General features: G+C 46.5%; 19 protein-coding genes. 7 read left to right on the top strand and 12 right to left on the bottom strand.

Going from position 1 to position 16,327, the window contains the following annotated elements:
* Positions 1 to 90 precede the first annotated feature (90 nt).
* Positions 91 to 375 carry an integration host factor subunit beta gene (locus C8D98_RS07870; protein WP_132873584.1) on the top strand — a complete coding sequence of 95 codons (285 nt, stop codon included), beginning with the start codon at positions 91 to 93 and terminating at the stop codon, positions 373 to 375.
* A gap of 13 nt (positions 376 to 388) precedes the next feature.
* Here C8D98_RS07870 and C8D98_RS07865 read toward each other — a convergent pair whose 3' ends face one another.
* Genes C8D98_RS07865 through fliD form a run of 4 tightly spaced genes read right to left on the bottom strand, consistent with a single transcriptional unit; the run spans position 389 to position 4,257 of the window.
* Positions 389 to 730 (bottom strand): hypothetical protein, encoded by a 342-nt coding sequence (locus C8D98_RS07865; RefSeq protein ID WP_132873583.1) that lies wholly within the window; start codon positions 728 to 730, stop codon positions 389 to 391.
* A 38-nt stretch (positions 731 to 768) separates the two neighbouring features.
* A complete protein-coding gene (locus C8D98_RS07860) occupies positions 769 to 1,119 on the bottom strand; it encodes a hypothetical protein (protein WP_132873582.1) in 351 nt (116 codons plus the stop codon).
* Entirely contained in the window at positions 1,109 to 1,537 is a 429-nt protein-coding gene (gene fliS / locus C8D98_RS07855; protein ID WP_132873581.1) for a flagellar export chaperone FliS, read from the bottom strand. Before fliS ends, C8D98_RS07860 begins: the two co-directional genes overlap by 11 nt.
* A 29-nt stretch (positions 1,538 to 1,566) precedes the next feature.
* The gene (gene fliD, locus C8D98_RS07850; protein ID WP_132873580.1) at positions 1,567 to 4,257 is read right to left on the bottom strand and encodes a flagellar filament capping protein FliD; all 2,691 of its coding nucleotides are present in this window, start codon (positions 4,255 to 4,257) and stop codon (positions 1,567 to 1,569) included.
* A 97-nt stretch (positions 4,258 to 4,354) separates the two neighbouring features.
* On the opposite strand from fliD, the gene C8D98_RS07845 reads away from it, so the two are divergent.
* A complete protein-coding gene (locus C8D98_RS07845; protein WP_132873579.1) occupies positions 4,355 to 4,990 on the top strand; it encodes an HAD family hydrolase in 636 nt (211 codons plus the stop codon).
* Here the strand turns inward: C8D98_RS07845 and C8D98_RS07840 are convergent.
* Positions 4,960 to 5,793 (bottom strand): PHP domain-containing protein, encoded by an 834-nt coding sequence (locus C8D98_RS07840; protein WP_132873578.1) that lies wholly within the window; start codon positions 5,791 to 5,793, stop codon positions 4,960 to 4,962. The two genes, C8D98_RS07845 and C8D98_RS07840, sit on opposite strands and share 31 nt — an antisense overlap.
* Positions 5,794 to 5,830: 37 nt before the next feature.
* On the opposite strand from C8D98_RS07840, the gene C8D98_RS07835 reads away from it, so the two are divergent.
* From C8D98_RS07835 to leuB, 5 genes are all read left to right on the top strand, one after another.
* Positions 5,831 to 6,223 carry a phage holin family protein gene (locus C8D98_RS07835; protein ID WP_132873577.1) on the top strand — a complete coding sequence of 131 codons (393 nt, stop codon included), beginning with the start codon at positions 5,831 to 5,833 and terminating at the stop codon, positions 6,221 to 6,223.
* Positions 6,224 to 6,226: 3 nt separating this feature from the next.
* Positions 6,227 to 6,523 (top strand): DUF1820 family protein, encoded by a 297-nt coding sequence (locus tag C8D98_RS07830; protein ID WP_132873576.1) that lies wholly within the window; start codon positions 6,227 to 6,229, stop codon positions 6,521 to 6,523.
* Positions 6,501 to 7,553: an LptF/LptG family permease gene (locus tag C8D98_RS07825; protein WP_132873575.1), complete on the top strand. Its 1,053-nt coding sequence runs from the start codon at positions 6,501 to 6,503 to the stop codon at positions 7,551 to 7,553. The genes C8D98_RS07830 and C8D98_RS07825 overlap by 23 nt, the downstream gene beginning before the upstream one ends.
* The gene (locus tag C8D98_RS07820) at positions 7,553 to 8,638 is read left to right on the top strand and encodes an LptF/LptG family permease (RefSeq protein WP_132873574.1); all 1,086 of its coding nucleotides are present in this window, start codon (positions 7,553 to 7,555) and stop codon (positions 8,636 to 8,638) included. Before C8D98_RS07825 ends, C8D98_RS07820 begins: the two co-directional genes overlap by 1 nt.
* 166 nt (positions 8,639 to 8,804) lie before the next feature.
* On the top strand, positions 8,805 to 9,881 hold the full coding sequence (gene leuB / locus C8D98_RS07815) for a 3-isopropylmalate dehydrogenase (RefSeq protein ID WP_132873573.1): 1,077 nt from the start codon (positions 8,805 to 8,807) through the stop codon (positions 9,879 to 9,881).
* 33 nt (positions 9,882 to 9,914) lie between these two features.
* Here leuB and C8D98_RS07810 read toward each other — a convergent pair whose 3' ends face one another.
* The 7 genes from C8D98_RS07810 to fbp form a co-directional block, all read right to left on the bottom strand.
* Complete coding sequence (locus C8D98_RS07810) at positions 9,915 to 10,178, bottom strand: DUF4405 domain-containing protein (RefSeq protein WP_132873572.1); 264 nt, start codon at positions 10,176 to 10,178, stop codon at positions 9,915 to 9,917.
* A gap of 129 nt (positions 10,179 to 10,307) precedes the next feature.
* Positions 10,308 to 11,117: a pyrroline-5-carboxylate reductase gene (gene proC, locus C8D98_RS07805; protein WP_132873571.1), complete on the bottom strand. Its 810-nt coding sequence runs from the start codon at positions 11,115 to 11,117 to the stop codon at positions 10,308 to 10,310.
* Positions 11,114 to 11,944, bottom strand: a complete 831-nt coding sequence (locus C8D98_RS07800; RefSeq protein WP_132873570.1) for an alpha/beta hydrolase — start codon at positions 11,942 to 11,944, stop codon at positions 11,114 to 11,116. Before C8D98_RS07800 ends, proC begins: the two co-directional genes overlap by 4 nt.
* Positions 11,944 to 12,933, bottom strand: coding sequence for an MBL fold metallo-hydrolase (locus tag C8D98_RS07795; protein WP_132873569.1), 990 nt, complete (start codon positions 12,931 to 12,933; stop codon positions 11,944 to 11,946). The genes C8D98_RS07800 and C8D98_RS07795 overlap by 1 nt, the downstream gene beginning before the upstream one ends.
* Positions 12,923 to 14,467, bottom strand: a complete 1,545-nt coding sequence (locus C8D98_RS07790) for a bifunctional aminoglycoside phosphotransferase/ATP-binding protein (protein WP_132873568.1) — start codon at positions 14,465 to 14,467, stop codon at positions 12,923 to 12,925. The genes C8D98_RS07795 and C8D98_RS07790 overlap by 11 nt, the downstream gene beginning before the upstream one ends.
* Complete coding sequence (locus tag C8D98_RS07785; protein WP_132873567.1) at positions 14,468 to 15,292, bottom strand: deoxyribonuclease IV; 825 nt, start codon at positions 15,290 to 15,292, stop codon at positions 14,468 to 14,470.
* 3 nt (positions 15,293 to 15,295) lie between these two features.
* Positions 15,296 to 16,297, bottom strand: coding sequence for a class 1 fructose-bisphosphatase (fbp, locus tag C8D98_RS07780; RefSeq protein WP_132873566.1), 1,002 nt, complete (start codon positions 16,295 to 16,297; stop codon positions 15,296 to 15,298).
* Between the last annotated feature and the right edge of the window lie 30 nt (positions 16,298 to 16,327).

The raw sequence follows: 16,327 nt of genomic DNA, 5'->3' as shown, positions 1-16,327 counted from the left end.
TAAATTCACTTTACACGCAAAAACACATCGGATATAATGAGACATTGAAAAATATCATAAATAAACGATATTTGCACGGAGATTATGGTTATGACTAAATCAGAACTGATCGAAGTAATTGCTACACTGAACCCCGAACTGACAAAAAAGCAGATCGAATTCATCGTTAACGGTGTTTTTCAGAACATCAAAGACGCTCTGAAAGCAGGCGACAAAGTTGAAATCCGTGGTTTCGGCAGTTTCAAAATCAGAGAGAAAAACTCTAAGCTCGGCCGCAACCCCAAAACCGGAGACAAAGTGGAAGTACCTTCCAAGAACGTACCCTACTTCAAGCCCGGAAAAGAGATTAAAGAACTTCTGATCGACGCCGAATAATAATCAGCGTTTTTTAGATCTTCTTATTCAGAAGAGCGGACTGAATACTTTTTGCAGTATATTTTTGCCTGATATGCTCATTGCATATCTTATCGCTTATCTTTTTCCCAATCTCCGTTTTTTCGTTTTCAAGACGATTTAAGACCTTCTTGTGTTCAGCAAGAAGGTTTTTTGTTTGTGAGATAATGTGTTCAGATTTTTCAGGAACACTGTCCAGAAATTCAACAAGCTGATCAATATAAAAACTGTAATTTTGATATTTTTCCAAGAATGAATCATCAAACTCTCTGGTTATCAGATCCTTAGCGGCTTCATACGATTGTTTAAAAAGAACGTCAAAGTCAGACTGGCTCATACAGGATTGTTTCCTTATCAGAATGTTCGAAACGGTGATCATTCAAAGGGATAGAACTTCATCACCGTGTTCGGATCAGCCTTTTTGTGTGCATTCAGAGCATTCTGCGAATCGTCCTCAAACCTGCGCTTCAGCTCTTCCAGCATATCATAGGCCTGATCTCTGGACGTTATGGAGTTTGAGCTTTGAACCGCAAGCCTGTTCTCGTTCCGGATTCCGATTATGTCGGATATCTGCTGCTTTTCAGCCGAAACGGAACTGTCGGCAGATTTAGAACCCTGCACACCTTCAGCTTCAGATTGTGTTTTCTTCTTATCCATCTGCAGGAGTTTTTCCCGCAGATTGATAATTGAACCGTTTGAGTTGATGGTCATAAGTTTATCCGGCAAAATTTACCGATCTTACCTCTGTGGTGTTCTGTTCGGGTTTGGCGGCGGCACCCTCTTCTTTCTGGATAACCTCGCGCCATGCCTCTCTTAGATTAGACATCAGTTTTATCACACTTTCAACCTTTTCTTTGTTTTTGTCTTTATTTGCTTCGATAAGCTGCCACACCATGAAGTCGTAAAGACGAAGAAGGTTCTGTGAAATATCGCCTGCATCCATGTTCAGAGTAGACATCAGCTCATAAATTATGTTCTGAGCTTTCATTATATTATTGTGCGCTTCCTGCACATTTTTTTCATCGATAGCCTTAACAGCAACACGCATAAACTTGATTGCGCCGTCATAGAGCAGAAGAACCAGTTTTCCTTTGGTAGCGCCTTCAACTTCCTGCTTGATGTAGTTTTTGTAAGGGCTTTGCATATCTTAAAACTCCTTTATCAGAATTTATCCTATTTTGATGATGTGACGCTGCCCAGAGCCGAAGACTGGGACTGTGCATTCGCTATTGCCTTTTCCATAGCGGTGAACTGAGCCCAATATCTTTCGAGCTGCTGCTGAACCCTGTCTTCCTGATTACTGATCTTGGTATCCAGGTTGTTCATGAAAGACATAAGCGTTCCGTTTGTGCCCAGTTTGTTTCCGATGATACCGCTGATACTGTCAGTATAGGTCTTTAAGACGTAGGTATCGAAGTATCTGGCCCAGCCGGTTTCGTTCTTTATGGTCTTTTGCATGGCAGCCGCTTCTTTCGCACTCGTAGCGTCATCTACATCTAAATCGGATGAATTCGAAAAAAATGTATAAACATCTTTAGGATTATTTTGCAGTGCATTCATAAAAGTTGAGTTTTCTTCAAGTGCGGCAACAATTTCGTCATAATCAGTAGAAATTGTCACCATGTATCCGTACACCTCTTTTGTGAGGTCTCCGGCACCCGCAACCTTTATTCCAAGATCAGACATATCGTTTATTTTGGAGTTTATGCCTGAACGCTCCTCAAAAAATGAGGTTCGGATATTGGTTTTAAGATATCTGAGTTCCGAGCTTCGTCTGACCACGTCATAGCCGTTATAAAGCTCATACTTCTCCTGATAGTCGGCTACGTCGCTTTCGCTCATGCTCTCCTTGTCAGAATCCGCAAGATACGTGGTGTAGTCATCCTCATTATCGTCCTTTTCCGGAACGTTCAGCTTATCCATAAGTTTGTTGTAGTTCTGGATAAAACTTGCAAACGCCTTTACGCCTTTCGAAGGGTCGACCGAGATATCTATTGTTGTGGTCTCGTTGCTCTCGGAGTTGAGGGTGAAGGTCACGCCGCTGATAACATCGCTTATCACGTTGGTATCACGCACATATGTTGTGCCGTTGACAACAAATGCGGCTCTTGTGCCCTCCTGCCCTATTGTTTTTGTAGTTGTGGCATTGTTCGTCAGGTTAAAGGCCGCAAGTATGTTGCTGGTGTCAGTTGCAGCACCGACGGTTATGGGATTCACAGAGTTTGATTTCAGCAGAACCTTATCCGAAGAGGTGTCATAGGTCATTGTTACACCAGCACCGGATTTATTCACCTTATCCAGCACTGTCTGAATGGTATCCTTTGTGGCATCAACATATATAGACACCCCGTTTATGGTGAACGTGCCCGAATATGGATAGGTCGTAAGCCCTGCTCCTGTGAGGGGCGAAGTAGTACTTATGTTCCCCGCCGTGGAGCCTTTCGTATATGTAGTGTTGCTGGTGGTATCCAGTTTCAGCAGTTTAAATATACTGCTGGTGTCGGTGTAGTCGCCGAATGTTATTGACTGTGCACCGCTTGTGTTGGACTGAAGAGTGATTTTCTTGGATGTGGAGTCGTATGATGCTGTGACTCCGGCTCCGGATGAGTTTATCATACCCAGAAGGTCGTTAACGCTTAATTTTGTGTAGTCGCTGATGGTTATGGATACACCGTTGATTGTGAATGATCCGTTGAGAGTTGAGTTGGCCGCAACTGAAAATCCGGCATTGTTAAGACCGACAGCCGTCAGGTTCAGTGTTCCCGCAGTAACGGTGTCAGAAACGTAGGTCGAATAGGTTGCAGCAGAAACTTTCAGCGAGGCATCCTGTGCGAAAACAAAGGTTCCGGTGGTAATGGTTGCCGACTGGGTTATGGTCGCCCCCGGAATAAGCCCCGCTGTGGAGCTTGCCAGCTTGTTCTGAAGATCAGAGGCGGTGTTTGCCAGATGATATTTGTTTATCTTTGTGGATGTGGACACTGACGGGCTGGTGCTCTCGGAGAAGCCTATCTCGTTGCGAAGTGTACCTGCGTCAGTTCCGCTGAACGTTATGTTGTGGTTTGCGATGGTAGTTTCGTACATGGAGAAGTTCCATGTGCTTCCTGTACTGTTAAAATCCGCCCTGAAAGCCGCATACTGAACGTTGTTTGTTCCCATGGCAGAATTCAGCGCTGTGTTCAGGGTATCCTGAATATTGGTGGAAACAGTATTTATATCCTGCCCTGTGGTGCCGAAAGTTCCGTTGATGGTCACCGACTGGGCGTTGCCGTCGGAATCAGTATATGCAAAAGTAAGCTGTCCCGAAACATCAGCAGTGAGATTTCCGTTGGCATCAACGTTTGAAAAGGTGGAACCTGCCTGTTTTTTCACAGAACCGACGTTCTGAACCTCGAAAACATCTGTGGAAAGATATTTACTGGCTCCTGTAACTGAAACGGTCACCGTGTGCTTGCCTTCAAGGGATTCAGTGGCGTTTCCGGTTATCTTGGTGACGTTAGCTCCCGCTGTAACTATGCCCACTTTGGTATATGAGCTTACAGCTTCCGAGTTTTTGGCCAGCTTGTTCACTTTTATGGAGTGGGAACCGATGCTCGCATCCGTTGTCGCTGTTGCCGTCGCTACGGCACTGTTGGTGGAGTTAACTTTTTTGGTGAGATACGTTGATTCCAGTTTCAGCGAAAGCAGACTGCCGGACATATCCGTCATCATGTCATTGACCGACGAATAAACCCCAAACTCAACCTCTTTATATGATAACTGTCCTTTCAGCCTGTCCACAGATACGTTTGCCTGTTTTGTCATCTGTTCAACGAGCGCATTGGTGTCCAGACCGGACATAATACCGCCTATCTGAATTCCAGCCATGAGTCAACCTCCGATGGATACCAGCCTAATCGGCCTGCAAAATTTTAGCTTTAGAAACAAATTGCCCAAACCTGAAAAATGTATTAAAGCAGTAGGTATGAAAAATATTATTGTTTACGACTGCGACGGGGTACTCTTCGACAGCACAGCCGCCGTCAAAGGCTATTATGATTTCCTTTTCGGAAAATACGGAATACCGAAGATAGACTGGGAAAACCCTTCCCTTGTCAGTCTTGCCATGATGGGCACAAACGAAGGCATCATCAGAAACTTCGTCACAGACGAAAAGCTGATAGGCGAGATGCTGGAGTTTGCCACGAACATGAACTTCAAACTGTTCATAGATCTTATGAAACCAAACCCTAACATTCATGATACCCTCGAAAAGCTTCAGTCTTCCGGCCGCAGCCTCGCTGTTTTCACAAACAGAGGCATATCGCTTTCATACCTTTTAACACATTTCGGCATGGGAAATTTTTTCTCCTATACCGTCACATGCATGGATGTAGCAAAACCGAAGCCAAACCCCGAAGGGCTTTACAAGATTATGGATTATTTCGGAACGGAAAAAGATGCTCTGCTGTTCATTGGCGACTCAATGACAGACTATCTGGCAGCAAAAGCAGCGGATGTCCATTTTCTGGCATATGAGAACAGGCTTGAAGACAGTATACTCATAAAGGATCATACAGAGGTTTTCGACTATCTCTGCGTAAGCTCTTTCAGCGCCTGATATACGGAATATGGGGTATTAAGCGTGTCAGGCCCTGTGCCCAGAGCTATTTTCAGCTTATTGTCACCATGAAAATCACTGCCGCCTGAAACACCCAGCCCCAGCTTTTCAGCAATTCCATGATAGAATGGCCATCTGTCGGGTTTTATCTCCGAACAGAAAACCTCTATGGCGTCAAGCCCTCTCTCTTTAAGATCCCCAAGGAAAGGAACAAGCTCCTCATCGCTGAGGCGCAGACTTGCCGGATGTGCCAGAACAGCTATTCCACCTGCTCCGTGGATGATCTCTGCCGCCTCATCAAAACCCAGTCTGGCCTTATCAACATACAGCGGCTGGCCCTTCGCCAGATATTTATCGAACGCCTCCTGCATCGTTGAGACAACCTTACACTTTATCAGATACTTTGCAATGTGCGGCCTGCCCAGTTCCCCTTCGTTTCCGTCGGAAACGTCCTCAAGGGTCACTTTGCGTCCCAAAAGTCCGCTTACAGCGGCAACTATCTTCTCATTGCGGGTTCTGCGGGCATTTTTCAGAAAATCCAGCGTTTCGTTCAGCCTTTTCTCCTTATAATCCAGAAACAGACCCACAACATGAAAGGTTCCGCTGTCGTAATCTATACTCAGCTCCGTTCCCGCCACTCTCTCCACAGACGTTACATGGGAGAAAAAATCGTGAAGCCCGTCAACAGTGTCGTGGTCGGTCAGCGCAAGCACCTCAACCCCTCTTTTTTCAGCGTATTCAAGCAGTTTCGAAGGAGAAAACGTACCGTCCGAATAGGTTGAGTGGCAATGCAGATCTATCATGAAAAACCCCTTGTTATTATCATTTTAACAATATATTATGTCCACTATGCATAAGCTACAGTATATCCTTTACAGAATATGTGTCAACGTTATTGGAATCGGGTTCACCTCGCTCATAATGGAGAAGGTGAACGTCCAGTCTTACACTGCTCTGATATCGGCGGCGCTCATTCTGACGTTCTTTCAGGCGTTTCTGCGCCCTCTGCTGTTTTTTCTGACCCTGCCCTTCCAGATTCTCAGCCTCGGCATAGGCTACATGGTCATAAACTCCCTGCTCCTTCTGCTCACTGCAAATTTCATTGACGGACTTCAGGTGGGCGGCTTCTGGACAGCTTTTCTGGGGGCGATAGTCATCAGTCTGGTGAACCTGATCTTCGACGGGTTCTCCTCCCGTTCGTCCGTAAAAGTTTTTTACCACAAAGGCAATTGATCCATGAACAAAAAACTCTATAAGATCGTCTTTATTGATGAAGATAAAAAAGTGCAGACAATTCACGCAAGCTATCTGAACCCGTCATCTTTTCTGGGGCTGATAGAGATTTCAGACATTGTTTTCATCGGCCAGTCTGATATAATCATATCACCGGACGACGGCAAGCTGAAAGAAACCTTCAAAAACGTTGAGCGATCATACATTCCGCTGAACTATATTGTCCGCATCGACGAAGTGACCATGAAAAAAGAAACACCCGTTATAAGGCTGTACAGTGAAACTCAAGCTGATTCATAAATACATTCTGAAAGAACTGCTCCCCGTTTTCTTTCTGGGCAACATATTTTTCGTTCTCCTGCTCCTTCTGGACAAACTTGTTGATCTTTCAGACCTTTTTTTCACAAAAAGCGTCCCCGGATGGCTCATAATCCAGACGGTGATATACTATCTCCCTTCGTTTTTCGTAATAACCATACCCACTTCGGCTCTGCTGGCCGTTATGTTCGTTTTCGGCAGAATGTCGTCTGAAAGCGAGATCGTAGCCATGCGCTCCTTTGGTGCGGGCAGACGTTTTTTCCTTCTTCCTGCAATGATATTCGCCATCGGAGTGTTCATCATCGGCGTTCTGATGAGTTCATATTTCATGCCTAAGGGGAGTTTTCTGGCGGCAGAGAACGTGCTTAAAATGGCTAAGCTCGTGTCCATTAAAGACATAAAAGAAAAAGAGCTTTATGAAGAACTTAAAGGCTATGTATTCTATGCCGAGAAGAAGATAAGCACCACTGAGTACGAAAGGCTCATGATAATCGATAAGGAAAAGAACTCTGTCATAACGGCTGAATCCGCAAAAATAATCCCCACAGGGTCCGCAGGTCTTCTGCTGGAGCTTACAGACGGCAGAATAGCCACCATCCGTGAGGACAACCTGCACTCAACAATAAATTTTAAAACTTTCAGCATAAACGCTCCTCTGGCGGACGCTTCCAGAGTAACCATCAAAACAGAAAGGCTGATGCCGCTCAATGAGCTGATAGCCAACTTCGGCGAAGACCCCATATTCAAATTCGAGTTTTCAAAAAGGTTTTCAATGCCCTTTGCGGCAATCATAATGTGCATATTCGGAATGAGCATCGGAATGTTCTTCCACAGAAGCGGAAAGGCCATGGCCATCCCATCCACAGTGCTGATAGTGGTTCTTTACAACACAATGTTCCTCGTCGCACAGAACATTGCACTCAGCGGACAGATCGATCCTTTCTTCGCCGCATGGGTTCCCAACGTTGTTTTCGGGGTTATCAGCATCTACGCCTATGAGAGAGTGCTTTAATGGGAAAATTTGACAGATACATCATGGCTTTATTCCTGAAATATACAGTTGTGGTTCAGATTGTTGTTGCGGTTATTTCTCTGCTGGCCAATGCCGCAATGCACACCGACCTCGTGGATAAATATCAGGTAACTCTCTGGCAGGTAATAGTTTATGACTTTATGAAAGTCCCATACCTGCTCTACACCACAATGCCAATGTCCATAGTCATCTCCACCATGCTGGTGATGCTGACCCTCATAAAAAACAATGAACTGGTGGCATTCGTATCGCTGGGCGGCAAGATAAGAGACCTTATAATGCCCTTCTTCTATTCCGGCATAGTCGTCTCCCTTCTGCTTATCCTCATGGCTAACACCATAAACCCCAAAGTCATGTATATGCGTGAGAAATACGCCGCAGAAATAATTTACAAGAAAGAGATAGACGTGCGCCCCTCGCTCACCAACATCTGGATGAAGCTGAAAGGCAACCGTTTCATACACATAACCGCCCTCGACCCTGAAAAAATGGAATTTCACTACGTCACCGAATATACCCTGAACGATAAACTTCAGGTTGAATCCATAGAAACCTACAACTCCGCAAAGCGTGCCGGAGACAAATGGAAGCTATTTAACCAGAAGAAGTACGACATGATGGAAGTTCCCAAAAAAACCTATGACGTCAGAAACATAACCACCACTAAAGAGATTTTTGACGAACTCTCGACAATGCCCTTCCTGAAACCTCAGTACGTCTCCATAGGCGATATCTACAAAGTGGCAGAGGTAATGAAAAATCAGAAGGTCAACACATCCAAATATATGATGCAGATATATAAAATTTTCGCACATGCCATCAGTGTTCTCGTTATCATCCTCGTAATATTCCCGCTGTGCGTCGACTTCAACCGTAACCACTCTTACATAAAAGTTGCGGCAAAATCCCTTCTGGTGGGCTTTGCATTCTGGATGACCGTTGCGTCCTGTGCTTCGCTGGGTAAAAACGGCGTACTCAGCCCCTTTATGTCCAGCTTCGTTCCCATCATCCTGTTCTCGGCAGTGGCGGTTTATATCGTTTACCGTCGTGAGCATGCAATGTAGTTTTATTGAACATATTAAAGTTTGACTTTACCCAAAGAATAGAATAAAATTCATTGGTTAATAATTTATGAGATTCTTCTCTGCGTTCAGAATGACATGAAGGCAATGCATTCCGTCATCCTGAGTGAAACGAAGGATCTCTATCACAATACAAGGAGTGTTTTTTATGGCGAAAATAGCAGTTTTGCCGGGCGACGGCATAGGCCCCGAGGTTATGCAGCAGGCCATTAAAGTCCTGAACAAAGTATCTGAGAAATATAACAAAACTTTCGAATTCACCTTTGCCGATATCGGCGGCATTGCAATAGATAACCACGGAACACCCCTGCCCGAGTCCACCCTGAGACTCTGCGAGCAGTCCGAAGCCATTCTCTTCGGTTCTGTGGGCGGTCCCAAATGGGAAAACCTCCCCCCCGCTCAGCAGCCCGAAAGAGGAGCACTGCTCCCTCTGCGCAAGCATTTCGGTCTGTTCTGCAACATCAGACCCGTAAAAATATTCCCCTCACTCATAGATGCAAGCTCACTTAAGAACGAGCTTATCCCCGAGGGACTCGACATAGCTTTCTTCCGTGAGCTCACAGGCGGGATCTACTTCGGTCAGCCCAAAGAAATAAACGCTGAGCGCACTATGGCTCTGGACACCATGCTTTATACAAAGCCTGAGGTCGAGCGCATTGCAAAGCTCGCTTTTGAAGCCGCCAGACTGCGCAACAAGAAAGTTACCAGCGTTGACAAGGCGAACGTACTTATGTCTTCCATCCTTTGGAGAGAGACCGTTACAGAGGTTCACAAGAACTATCCCGACGTAGAGCTGAACCACATGTACGTTGACAACGCCGCAATGCAGCTTGTTCGCTGGCCTTCACAGTTCGATGTCGTTGTGACAGAGAACATGTTCGGCGACATCCTCTCCGATGAGGCCGCAATGCTGACAGGCTCACTGGGCATGCTCCCCTCCGCCTCCATAAACGAGTCGAACTTCGGACTCTACGAACCCATCGGCGGAACAGCTCCCGACATCGCAGGTCAGAACATAGCAAACCCCATAGCGCAGATTATGTCTGCGGCTCTTATGCTCCGCTATTCTCTTGCCATGGATGCTGCGGCAACCGACATTGAGAACGCCATTCAGAAAGTTCTGGACGAAGGTTTCAGAACCGGCGACATCTTCAACAAAAATCAGACTGGTCAGACACTGGTTAAAACAGACCAGATGGGCGACCTGATAGCTGAAAGGATATAAAACAAAAAAGGGCGGTCGATTGACCGCCCTTTCTTATTTCTTTGCACTGAAAATATAACTCTTCAGAGAATTCCAGTTAAGATAAATATGAAAAAGAGCCGCACCCGCCATCACCATTGATACGTACTCGTGGGTCTTTTTCATAACAAGCCCGAAGCTGACAGTCCTGACAGCATCAACAACCTCCGGTCTGGGACCTTTCGGATGGGGCATAAAGTAGATCACAAAACCTGTGACCGCAGAAACAGCAAACAGTGCAAACACAATAATTGAAACAGAAGATCTATATTTTTTCATCGTTTCCTCCGAAAAAATATAGAGCAATTAATTTGCCCGCACACAATATCCACATATTTGTTATTTATAAATCAGTTACAAACATTACCCCTGACAGCATTTTCACACCTGCGGGAAAATAATGCACACTTATTTTTTTCTGCCCAGTTCCTTTGATTTTTCAGTGGCCGCCTCAACAGCGTTTATCACCGCCGCACGCATTCCGCCCTTCTCAAGCTCATGGAGACCGCAGATGGCCGTTCCGCCGGGAGATGTCACGTTGTCTTTAAGCTGTGCGGGGTGGATTCCGGTATCGATAACCATTCTGGCCGCACCAAGAACTGTCTGAGCCGCAAGGAGAGTTGCATCCGCCCTTGTAAGCCCCATTTTAACCCCTGCATCGCTGAGAGCCTCTATGAACTGATAAACGTATGCGGGTCCGCTGCCGGAAAGACCTGTAACCACATCCATCTTCTCTTCTTCAACAATGACACAGCTTCCCACCGAGCTGAAAAGTGATCTGACCGTCTCAAGATCTTCGTCCAGAGCCGATTTCCCGCCGCATACAGCCGTAGCACCGCTCAAAACCAGCGCAGGTGTGTTCGGCATAACACGGACAATACGGATTTCGTCGCCGAGAATGCTCTCGATGTATTCAATGGTTTTTCCCGCAGCGATGGACACGATGAGCTTGTCACGCACCCTGCCCTTGAGCTGGCGCAGAACTACCGAAAGTATCTGGGGTTTTACAGCCAGAAAAATTATATCCGCAAAATCGGACACTCTTTTGTTGTCCTTGCTGACCGCTTCAACACCGTAAACCGTGCGGATGACCTCCAGCCTCTCCACGCTGGAGTCGCTGACGGCAAGCTCGGCCTTTATTCCGGATGCGAGTATTCCTTTTATCATCGCCTCGGCCATGTTGCCCGCTCCGATGAATCCAATCTTAAGTCCCGTCATTTATCACCTCTGTGGTTCAGCCATACGGCAATATTCGTAAACATCTCGTCCCTATGCTGGTTCAGATGAGACGTCAATATATGAGTTTGCCCGTCTTTTGGCGGAAATTCAACGTATAATTTATCTTTTGAGCCGACACGCCCGAAAAAATCTTTCGTAGCCTGAGCACTGACAACCTTATCGCCGGGAAACTGGAATCCCATCAGCGGCATTCTGAACTCAGAACTCACCGATTCGACGTACTTTGTGAACTTATAAAGACTTGCAACGCCCTTCATGGGCCAGTAGGGATAGAAAATATCCGCATACTGCATGTCGAATCCCATCTTAGGCATTGCAGGAACAAACCTGCCCACCAGAGGTGTCAGGGATGCCAGAGGAGCTTTTATCCGGATGCACGGTGCCAGAAGAACCGCACCGTCAAGCCCGTTCAGATGCGCTGTCATGAGCGACACAAGCCCGCCCATGGAACAGCCTATAACAAAAACGTTTTTGCAGTTCCGTTTCAGAAGATGAAGCCCGTATTTTACCGAATCGTACCAGTCGGCAAAGGTCGTCACGTTGAGATATCTGTAGTCGGAGCCGTGTCCGGCCAGCCTTGCGTTATACACGCTGAAACCCTGCCCTGCCAGATAGTCCGCCAGAGGCTGCATTTCAAGGGGGCTGGATGTGAACCCGTGCACCAGCAGAACGCCGATTCCGCCGTTATTGACAAAAGACGGATAGTTGGCCTGAAGCGCAACGTTCTCCGATTCGGCACGTTTGAAATCCAGATCAAGAAGTTCTATGTCCTCAACTTCCGTGAGGTCTACAAATGGTTTAAGCATCAGAGAATAAACCCTTCCATATCGCTGTAGAGCCTGTCATAAAACTCTCTGCGGAACTGGTCATATCGGGGCGCAAAGTGGAAAAACCGCACTTTGTCCGCACCGCTCTTTCTGAAGATCTCTTTGGAGAGGGTCATTGTGAGGTGTTTTTTGAAATCGGCATGTTCTTTGTCCTCTTCAAGGAAGACGCACTCGATTAGCAGAACGCTGGTATCCTTCGCCAGAGCGACAGCCTTCTCAAAATTTTCATCGCTGGGGGCGATATCGGTTATGAAGGTCACCGACTGTGGCTTAACATCCTCCAGAAACCTTGCCTGCGCCTCACGGACGCTCATTGTTACAACGCCGCCTCTGCTTTCAGCATCGACAGTGCCGTCCAGTTCGCCCGCCAGAACGCATTTTTTCAGCTGACCTATCCACTTGCCCGATATAAAGCCTTCGGTCTCAAGTACATCCTTTTTAAAGGCGACCATCTCCTTTTCGGATATCCTGTAGCCGACAGAGGGTACACGGTGATCGAAAATATCGAAATCGAACCGGAATCCGTCTCCCAGAACGATATCTTCGTGCTTTATGGACCCTTTGACCATCTCAAAGCCGTCTGCGGCGGAGAAAACAGCAGTTTCATACTCTTTTCTGCCGCTGTTAAGCTCTATCACCTCATAGCTGACGGGATAGCTTTTTATCAGGTTCCATGTGTATGAATCTATCTTGCCCCGAACGTTCTTAATGATCCCTTCGGGACCGAACACCCTGAACCTTTTGCCAGAAAGCAGAGTGCCTCTGAGTATTCTGTCAAATCCGTAAAAATGATCTATATGAGTATGACTTATGAATATTTCGCTGATGGCGAGCACTTCGGAGTTGGTCAGTCCGCCGAGCCTGCCGCAGTCGAAAAGAAAGCCTTCGGTCTTGTATACGTTTCTTGCGAAAAATGCCGTGTCTTCAAACGGCGAATTGACCTGCTTTATGCTGAAATTATGCTTCATTAATTAAAAACCTTAAAATCCCTTTTGTGTTCTCTTCCGCTCTGCCGGTGGTTTCCACTTCGAAATCCGCACCTATTTCCTGAGCGGTTTTTTTCTGGCTTTCGTATATCTCAACACGGCCGTCTGTGACGCATACCCTGCTCTTGCGCTTCTCCAGACGTGCCAGAATCTCGTCTTCGGAGGCAAAAAAGCGTATTTTAAGAAATTTTCCGGTATATCCGGCCTTCATTCTGTCCAGATATTCCGTTTTGCTGAAGCTGCCGTCAACGACCGTCATACGGCCGAGTTTTCTGTTCGCCTCGGCAATTCTGCCAAGTTCATCATAGAGTTTCAGCGAATTCTCCTTTGAGTAGATATCAACACCGAAATCCACATGGACCTTGGTTTCAGGGTCAATACCGTGCATAACCTTGCGCACGACATCTGTATTGACATGGCGGACGGGGAGCAGTTCGGCGAAAACTTTCGCATTCTTAGTTTTGCCTGATGCCATCAGTCCGTAGAAAACCAGACTTTTTGTCTCGAACATGTTCGAAGCATAGAGCGTGGCCATGTTCATCAGCTTGGTCACATCGTCTTTGTTCTTCTTATAATGCTCCCAGCTCTCGTCCTTTGAGCTTAAGAGGAAACAGGTCACCTTAGCCCTGACATAGGCTCTGTAGCACCTGTAAAAATTCAGCAGTTTCTTCGAATCTTCATCATCATAGACTTTAAAAAATCCTTCCAGAAGGCCGTCGGAGAAGTCTGTTCTGCCCATCTGGTCGACCTCCATGCTGAGGAAGCCTATTTCTGAAATGACATCGTTGAATCTGAACCTCTGGTTGAACTCGATGCAGTCGATAAGCCCGAAATCGTCACCGTCCATGTAGATATGCTCAAGGCGCAGGTCGCCGTGACCGTCCACAACGTAGCCCTCTTTCAGCCTGCGGGTGAAAAGAGCCTCATTCTCCGCCAGAAATCTCATGGTCTGCTTTTTGATGAAATCGAACTGTGCCGGATCTATCAGATTGCCCTTGTACCCTTCCGTCTGGGCAAAGTTCTCCTCGCAGTTGAATTTAACTATATCGTAGCTGCCGTTGGCCTCAGCTGCATAGGGATCTGTTTTGATATTTTTGAAGAGTTTTGCGATGTTTTCGCCGATTCGCACGGCATCGGAGGCGTTAACAAGTCCTTTGGCAACCTTTGTTGAAAGGAATGCGTCGTCTGCTATGCGTTTCATTTTAACGCAGTAGTCTATGGTGAGCAGCGAGCTGTCATACTTCACAAGGTCGAATGATTTCTCCTTGCGGACAATTTTCAGCACGTCCAGATATATCCCTTTGCAGAAGCGTTCGTTCAGCTCTTTTTCCAGAATGCACATGGCCTTACGCTTCTTTTTCGAGCTGAAATCGAGGAATCCGAAATCCACCGATTTTTTGACCTTATAGACCTCGTCCCCTTTAAGAAAAACATAGGAAATGTGCGTTTCCGCAATCCTTTCCGGCTTAATCAGTTCTTTCATAACGGTGACAACGGGTGTTTCGGTGATCTCCATCTATATCCCCCTGTATGATTTCAGTTTTGCTATCTCGTCTTTATATGTATCTTCAACAGGCGTCTCAAGGATGCCAAGTACATTTTTAAACCGCTTGTCATTAACAACTTTTCTGAAAAATTCCTCTCCGATCTCCCCTTCGGCGATAAGCTCGTGCCTGTCCAGTCTGGATGCCAGAGGCTTTTTGCTGTCGTTGAGATGGAATACCTTTATCTTATCCCCGAAAATGCGGAAAAAATCATCAAAAACCTGTTCATATGCCCCGACTATATCATATCCGGCGGCAAAAATGTGACAGGAATCGAGACATACGCCTATTTTATCCGAATGCCTGCATTTTTCAATTATACGGGCAATCTCCTCCGCTTTGTGCCCCAGACAGGTTCCCATTCCGGAAGTTGTCTCAAGGAGCGTCACAGCTCTGAACCCGCCCTGGTCATAGGCTCTGTCCAGAAACTTTGCAACTGTCTCAATGCCCGAATCCACGCCCTGCTTCATGTGCGCACCGGGATGGATCACATGATAGGGAACGTTCAGCCTGTCGCATCTTGAAAGCTCGTCCATAAAAGAAATAATTGATTTATCAGCGGTTTCAGGAACCACCGAAGCAGGATTTATGAGATATGAGGCATGGGAGCAGACCTTGAGGCCGCTCTGTTCAAGGGCAGATACGAAGGCAAGAGCATCAGTATCCGCAAGTGGCTTGCCCTCCCATCTGTTCTTGTTCTTCACAAAAATCTGAAGGCACTCACAGCCGTCTGCAAGTGCCCTCTCTATACTTTTGTCTATGGAACCGACAATAGATTTATGTGCGCCTATCAGCATCGGTTACTTGAGTTCGCCCCTCTGATATTTCAGATAGGTTTCGACCTCATATTTCGAGCCGATGATGAGCGGTTCTTTCTGGTGGAGTGTTTCAGGTACTATGTCCAGAATATCCTGAACGCCGTTTGTGGCCATTCCGCCTGCGTTTTCGATGATATACGCAAGGGGTGCGCACTCATAGAGCAGACGCAGTTTGCCACGCTTGTTCTTCTCGTCGCCGGGATAGAGGAAAACGCCGCCCTTAAGCAGATTTCTGTGGAAATCCGCCACCAGAGAGCCGATATATCTGGCTGTGTATTCTCTTTCGGAGTGGTTTTTAATATGCTCCACAAACTTGCGTGTGGGTTCGTCCCACTTGTGGTAGTTCGCTTCGTTAATGCTGTATATCTTTCCGGTTTCAGGGATTTTCATATAGGGGTGGCTGAGGATGTATTCGCCGATGCTGGGGTCGAGGGTGAAACCGTGAACCCCGTTTCCTGCGGAATATACCATCATTGTTGATGAACCGTAGATAACGTATCCGGCGGCAACAATCTTGCGTCCGGGCTGCATAAAGTCTTTGCAGCAGGGAGTTCCGGTCTCGCCGTCCTGTCTTTTGTAGATACCGAAAATAGTGCCGATGCTGATATTGACGTCAATGTTGCTTGAGCCGTCCAGCGGGTCGAACACGGCAAGATATTTGCCCTTGGGATATTCCTTGGGAACCTGAATGACTTCGTCGTTCTCTTCGGAAGCCATTGCGCAGAGTTTGCCGAGGTGATCCATCGCTTCGATCATCTTTCTGTCGGCATAAACGTCAAGTTTCTGCTGTTCTTCACCGTGAACGTTCACAGACTGGGCTTTGCCTATGATGTTCACTATTCCCGCTTTGTTCACCTCACGGCTGATTATCTTTGAGGCGAACGCTATGGATTCAATGAGCATCGTAAAGTCGCCCGTTGCTTCGGGAAACGCTCTCTGCTCTTCAATAAGGAATCTGTTAAGATTGGTAGCACCCTTTTCCATTGTAACCTCTTGGAATTTATATACCTATGT

It is taken from the genome of Seleniivibrio woodruffii (assembly GCF_004339245.1).
Taxonomy (GTDB): Bacteria; Chrysiogenota; Deferribacteres; order Deferribacterales; family Geovibrionaceae; genus Seleniivibrio; species Seleniivibrio woodruffii.
This window is presented reverse-complemented; position numbering and strand designations above follow the sequence as displayed.

Coding starts and splice junctions, on each gene's coding strand:
- C8D98_RS07790 (WP_132873568.1), bottom strand. CDS start 14,467: ATGGAGATCACCGAAACACCCGTTGTCACCGTTATGAAAGAACTGATT.
- fliD (WP_132873580.1), bottom strand. CDS start 4,257: ATGGCTGGAATTCAGATAGGCGGTATTATGTCCGGTCTGGACACCAAT.
- C8D98_RS07800 (WP_132873570.1), bottom strand. CDS start 11,944: ATGCTTAAACCATTTGTAGACCTCACGGAAGTTGAGGACATAGAACTT.
- fbp (WP_132873566.1), bottom strand. CDS start 16,297: ATGGAAAAGGGTGCTACCAATCTTAACAGATTCCTTATTGAAGAGCAG.
- C8D98_RS07840 (WP_132873578.1), bottom strand. CDS start 5,793: ATGATAGATCTGCATTGCCACTCAACCTATTCGGACGGTACGTTTTCT.
- C8D98_RS07785 (WP_132873567.1), bottom strand. CDS start 15,292: ATGCTGATAGGCGCACATAAATCTATTGTCGGTTCCATAGACAAAAGT.
- C8D98_RS07795 (WP_132873569.1), bottom strand. CDS start 12,933: ATGAAGCATAATTTCAGCATAAAGCAGGTCAATTCGCCGTTTGAAGAC.
- C8D98_RS07835 (WP_132873577.1), top strand. CDS start 5,831: ATGTCCACTATGCATAAGCTACAGTATATCCTTTACAGAATATGTGTC.
- C8D98_RS07845 (WP_132873579.1), top strand. CDS start 4,355: ATGAAAAATATTATTGTTTACGACTGCGACGGGGTACTCTTCGACAGC.
- fliS (WP_132873581.1), bottom strand. CDS start 1,537: ATGCAAAGCCCTTACAAAAACTACATCAAGCAGGAAGTTGAAGGCGCT.
- C8D98_RS07865 (WP_132873583.1), bottom strand. CDS start 730: ATGAGCCAGTCTGACTTTGACGTTCTTTTTAAACAATCGTATGAAGCC.
- C8D98_RS07870 (WP_132873584.1), top strand. CDS start 91: ATGACTAAATCAGAACTGATCGAAGTAATTGCTACACTGAACCCCGAA.
- leuB (WP_132873573.1), top strand. CDS start 8,805: ATGGCGAAAATAGCAGTTTTGCCGGGCGACGGCATAGGCCCCGAGGTT.
- C8D98_RS07810 (WP_132873572.1), bottom strand. CDS start 10,178: ATGAAAAAATATAGATCTTCTGTTTCAATTATTGTGTTTGCACTGTTT.
- proC (WP_132873571.1), bottom strand. CDS start 11,117: ATGACGGGACTTAAGATTGGATTCATCGGAGCGGGCAACATGGCCGAG.
- C8D98_RS07830 (WP_132873576.1), top strand. CDS start 6,227: ATGAACAAAAAACTCTATAAGATCGTCTTTATTGATGAAGATAAAAAA.
- C8D98_RS07820 (WP_132873574.1), top strand. CDS start 7,553: ATGGGAAAATTTGACAGATACATCATGGCTTTATTCCTGAAATATACA.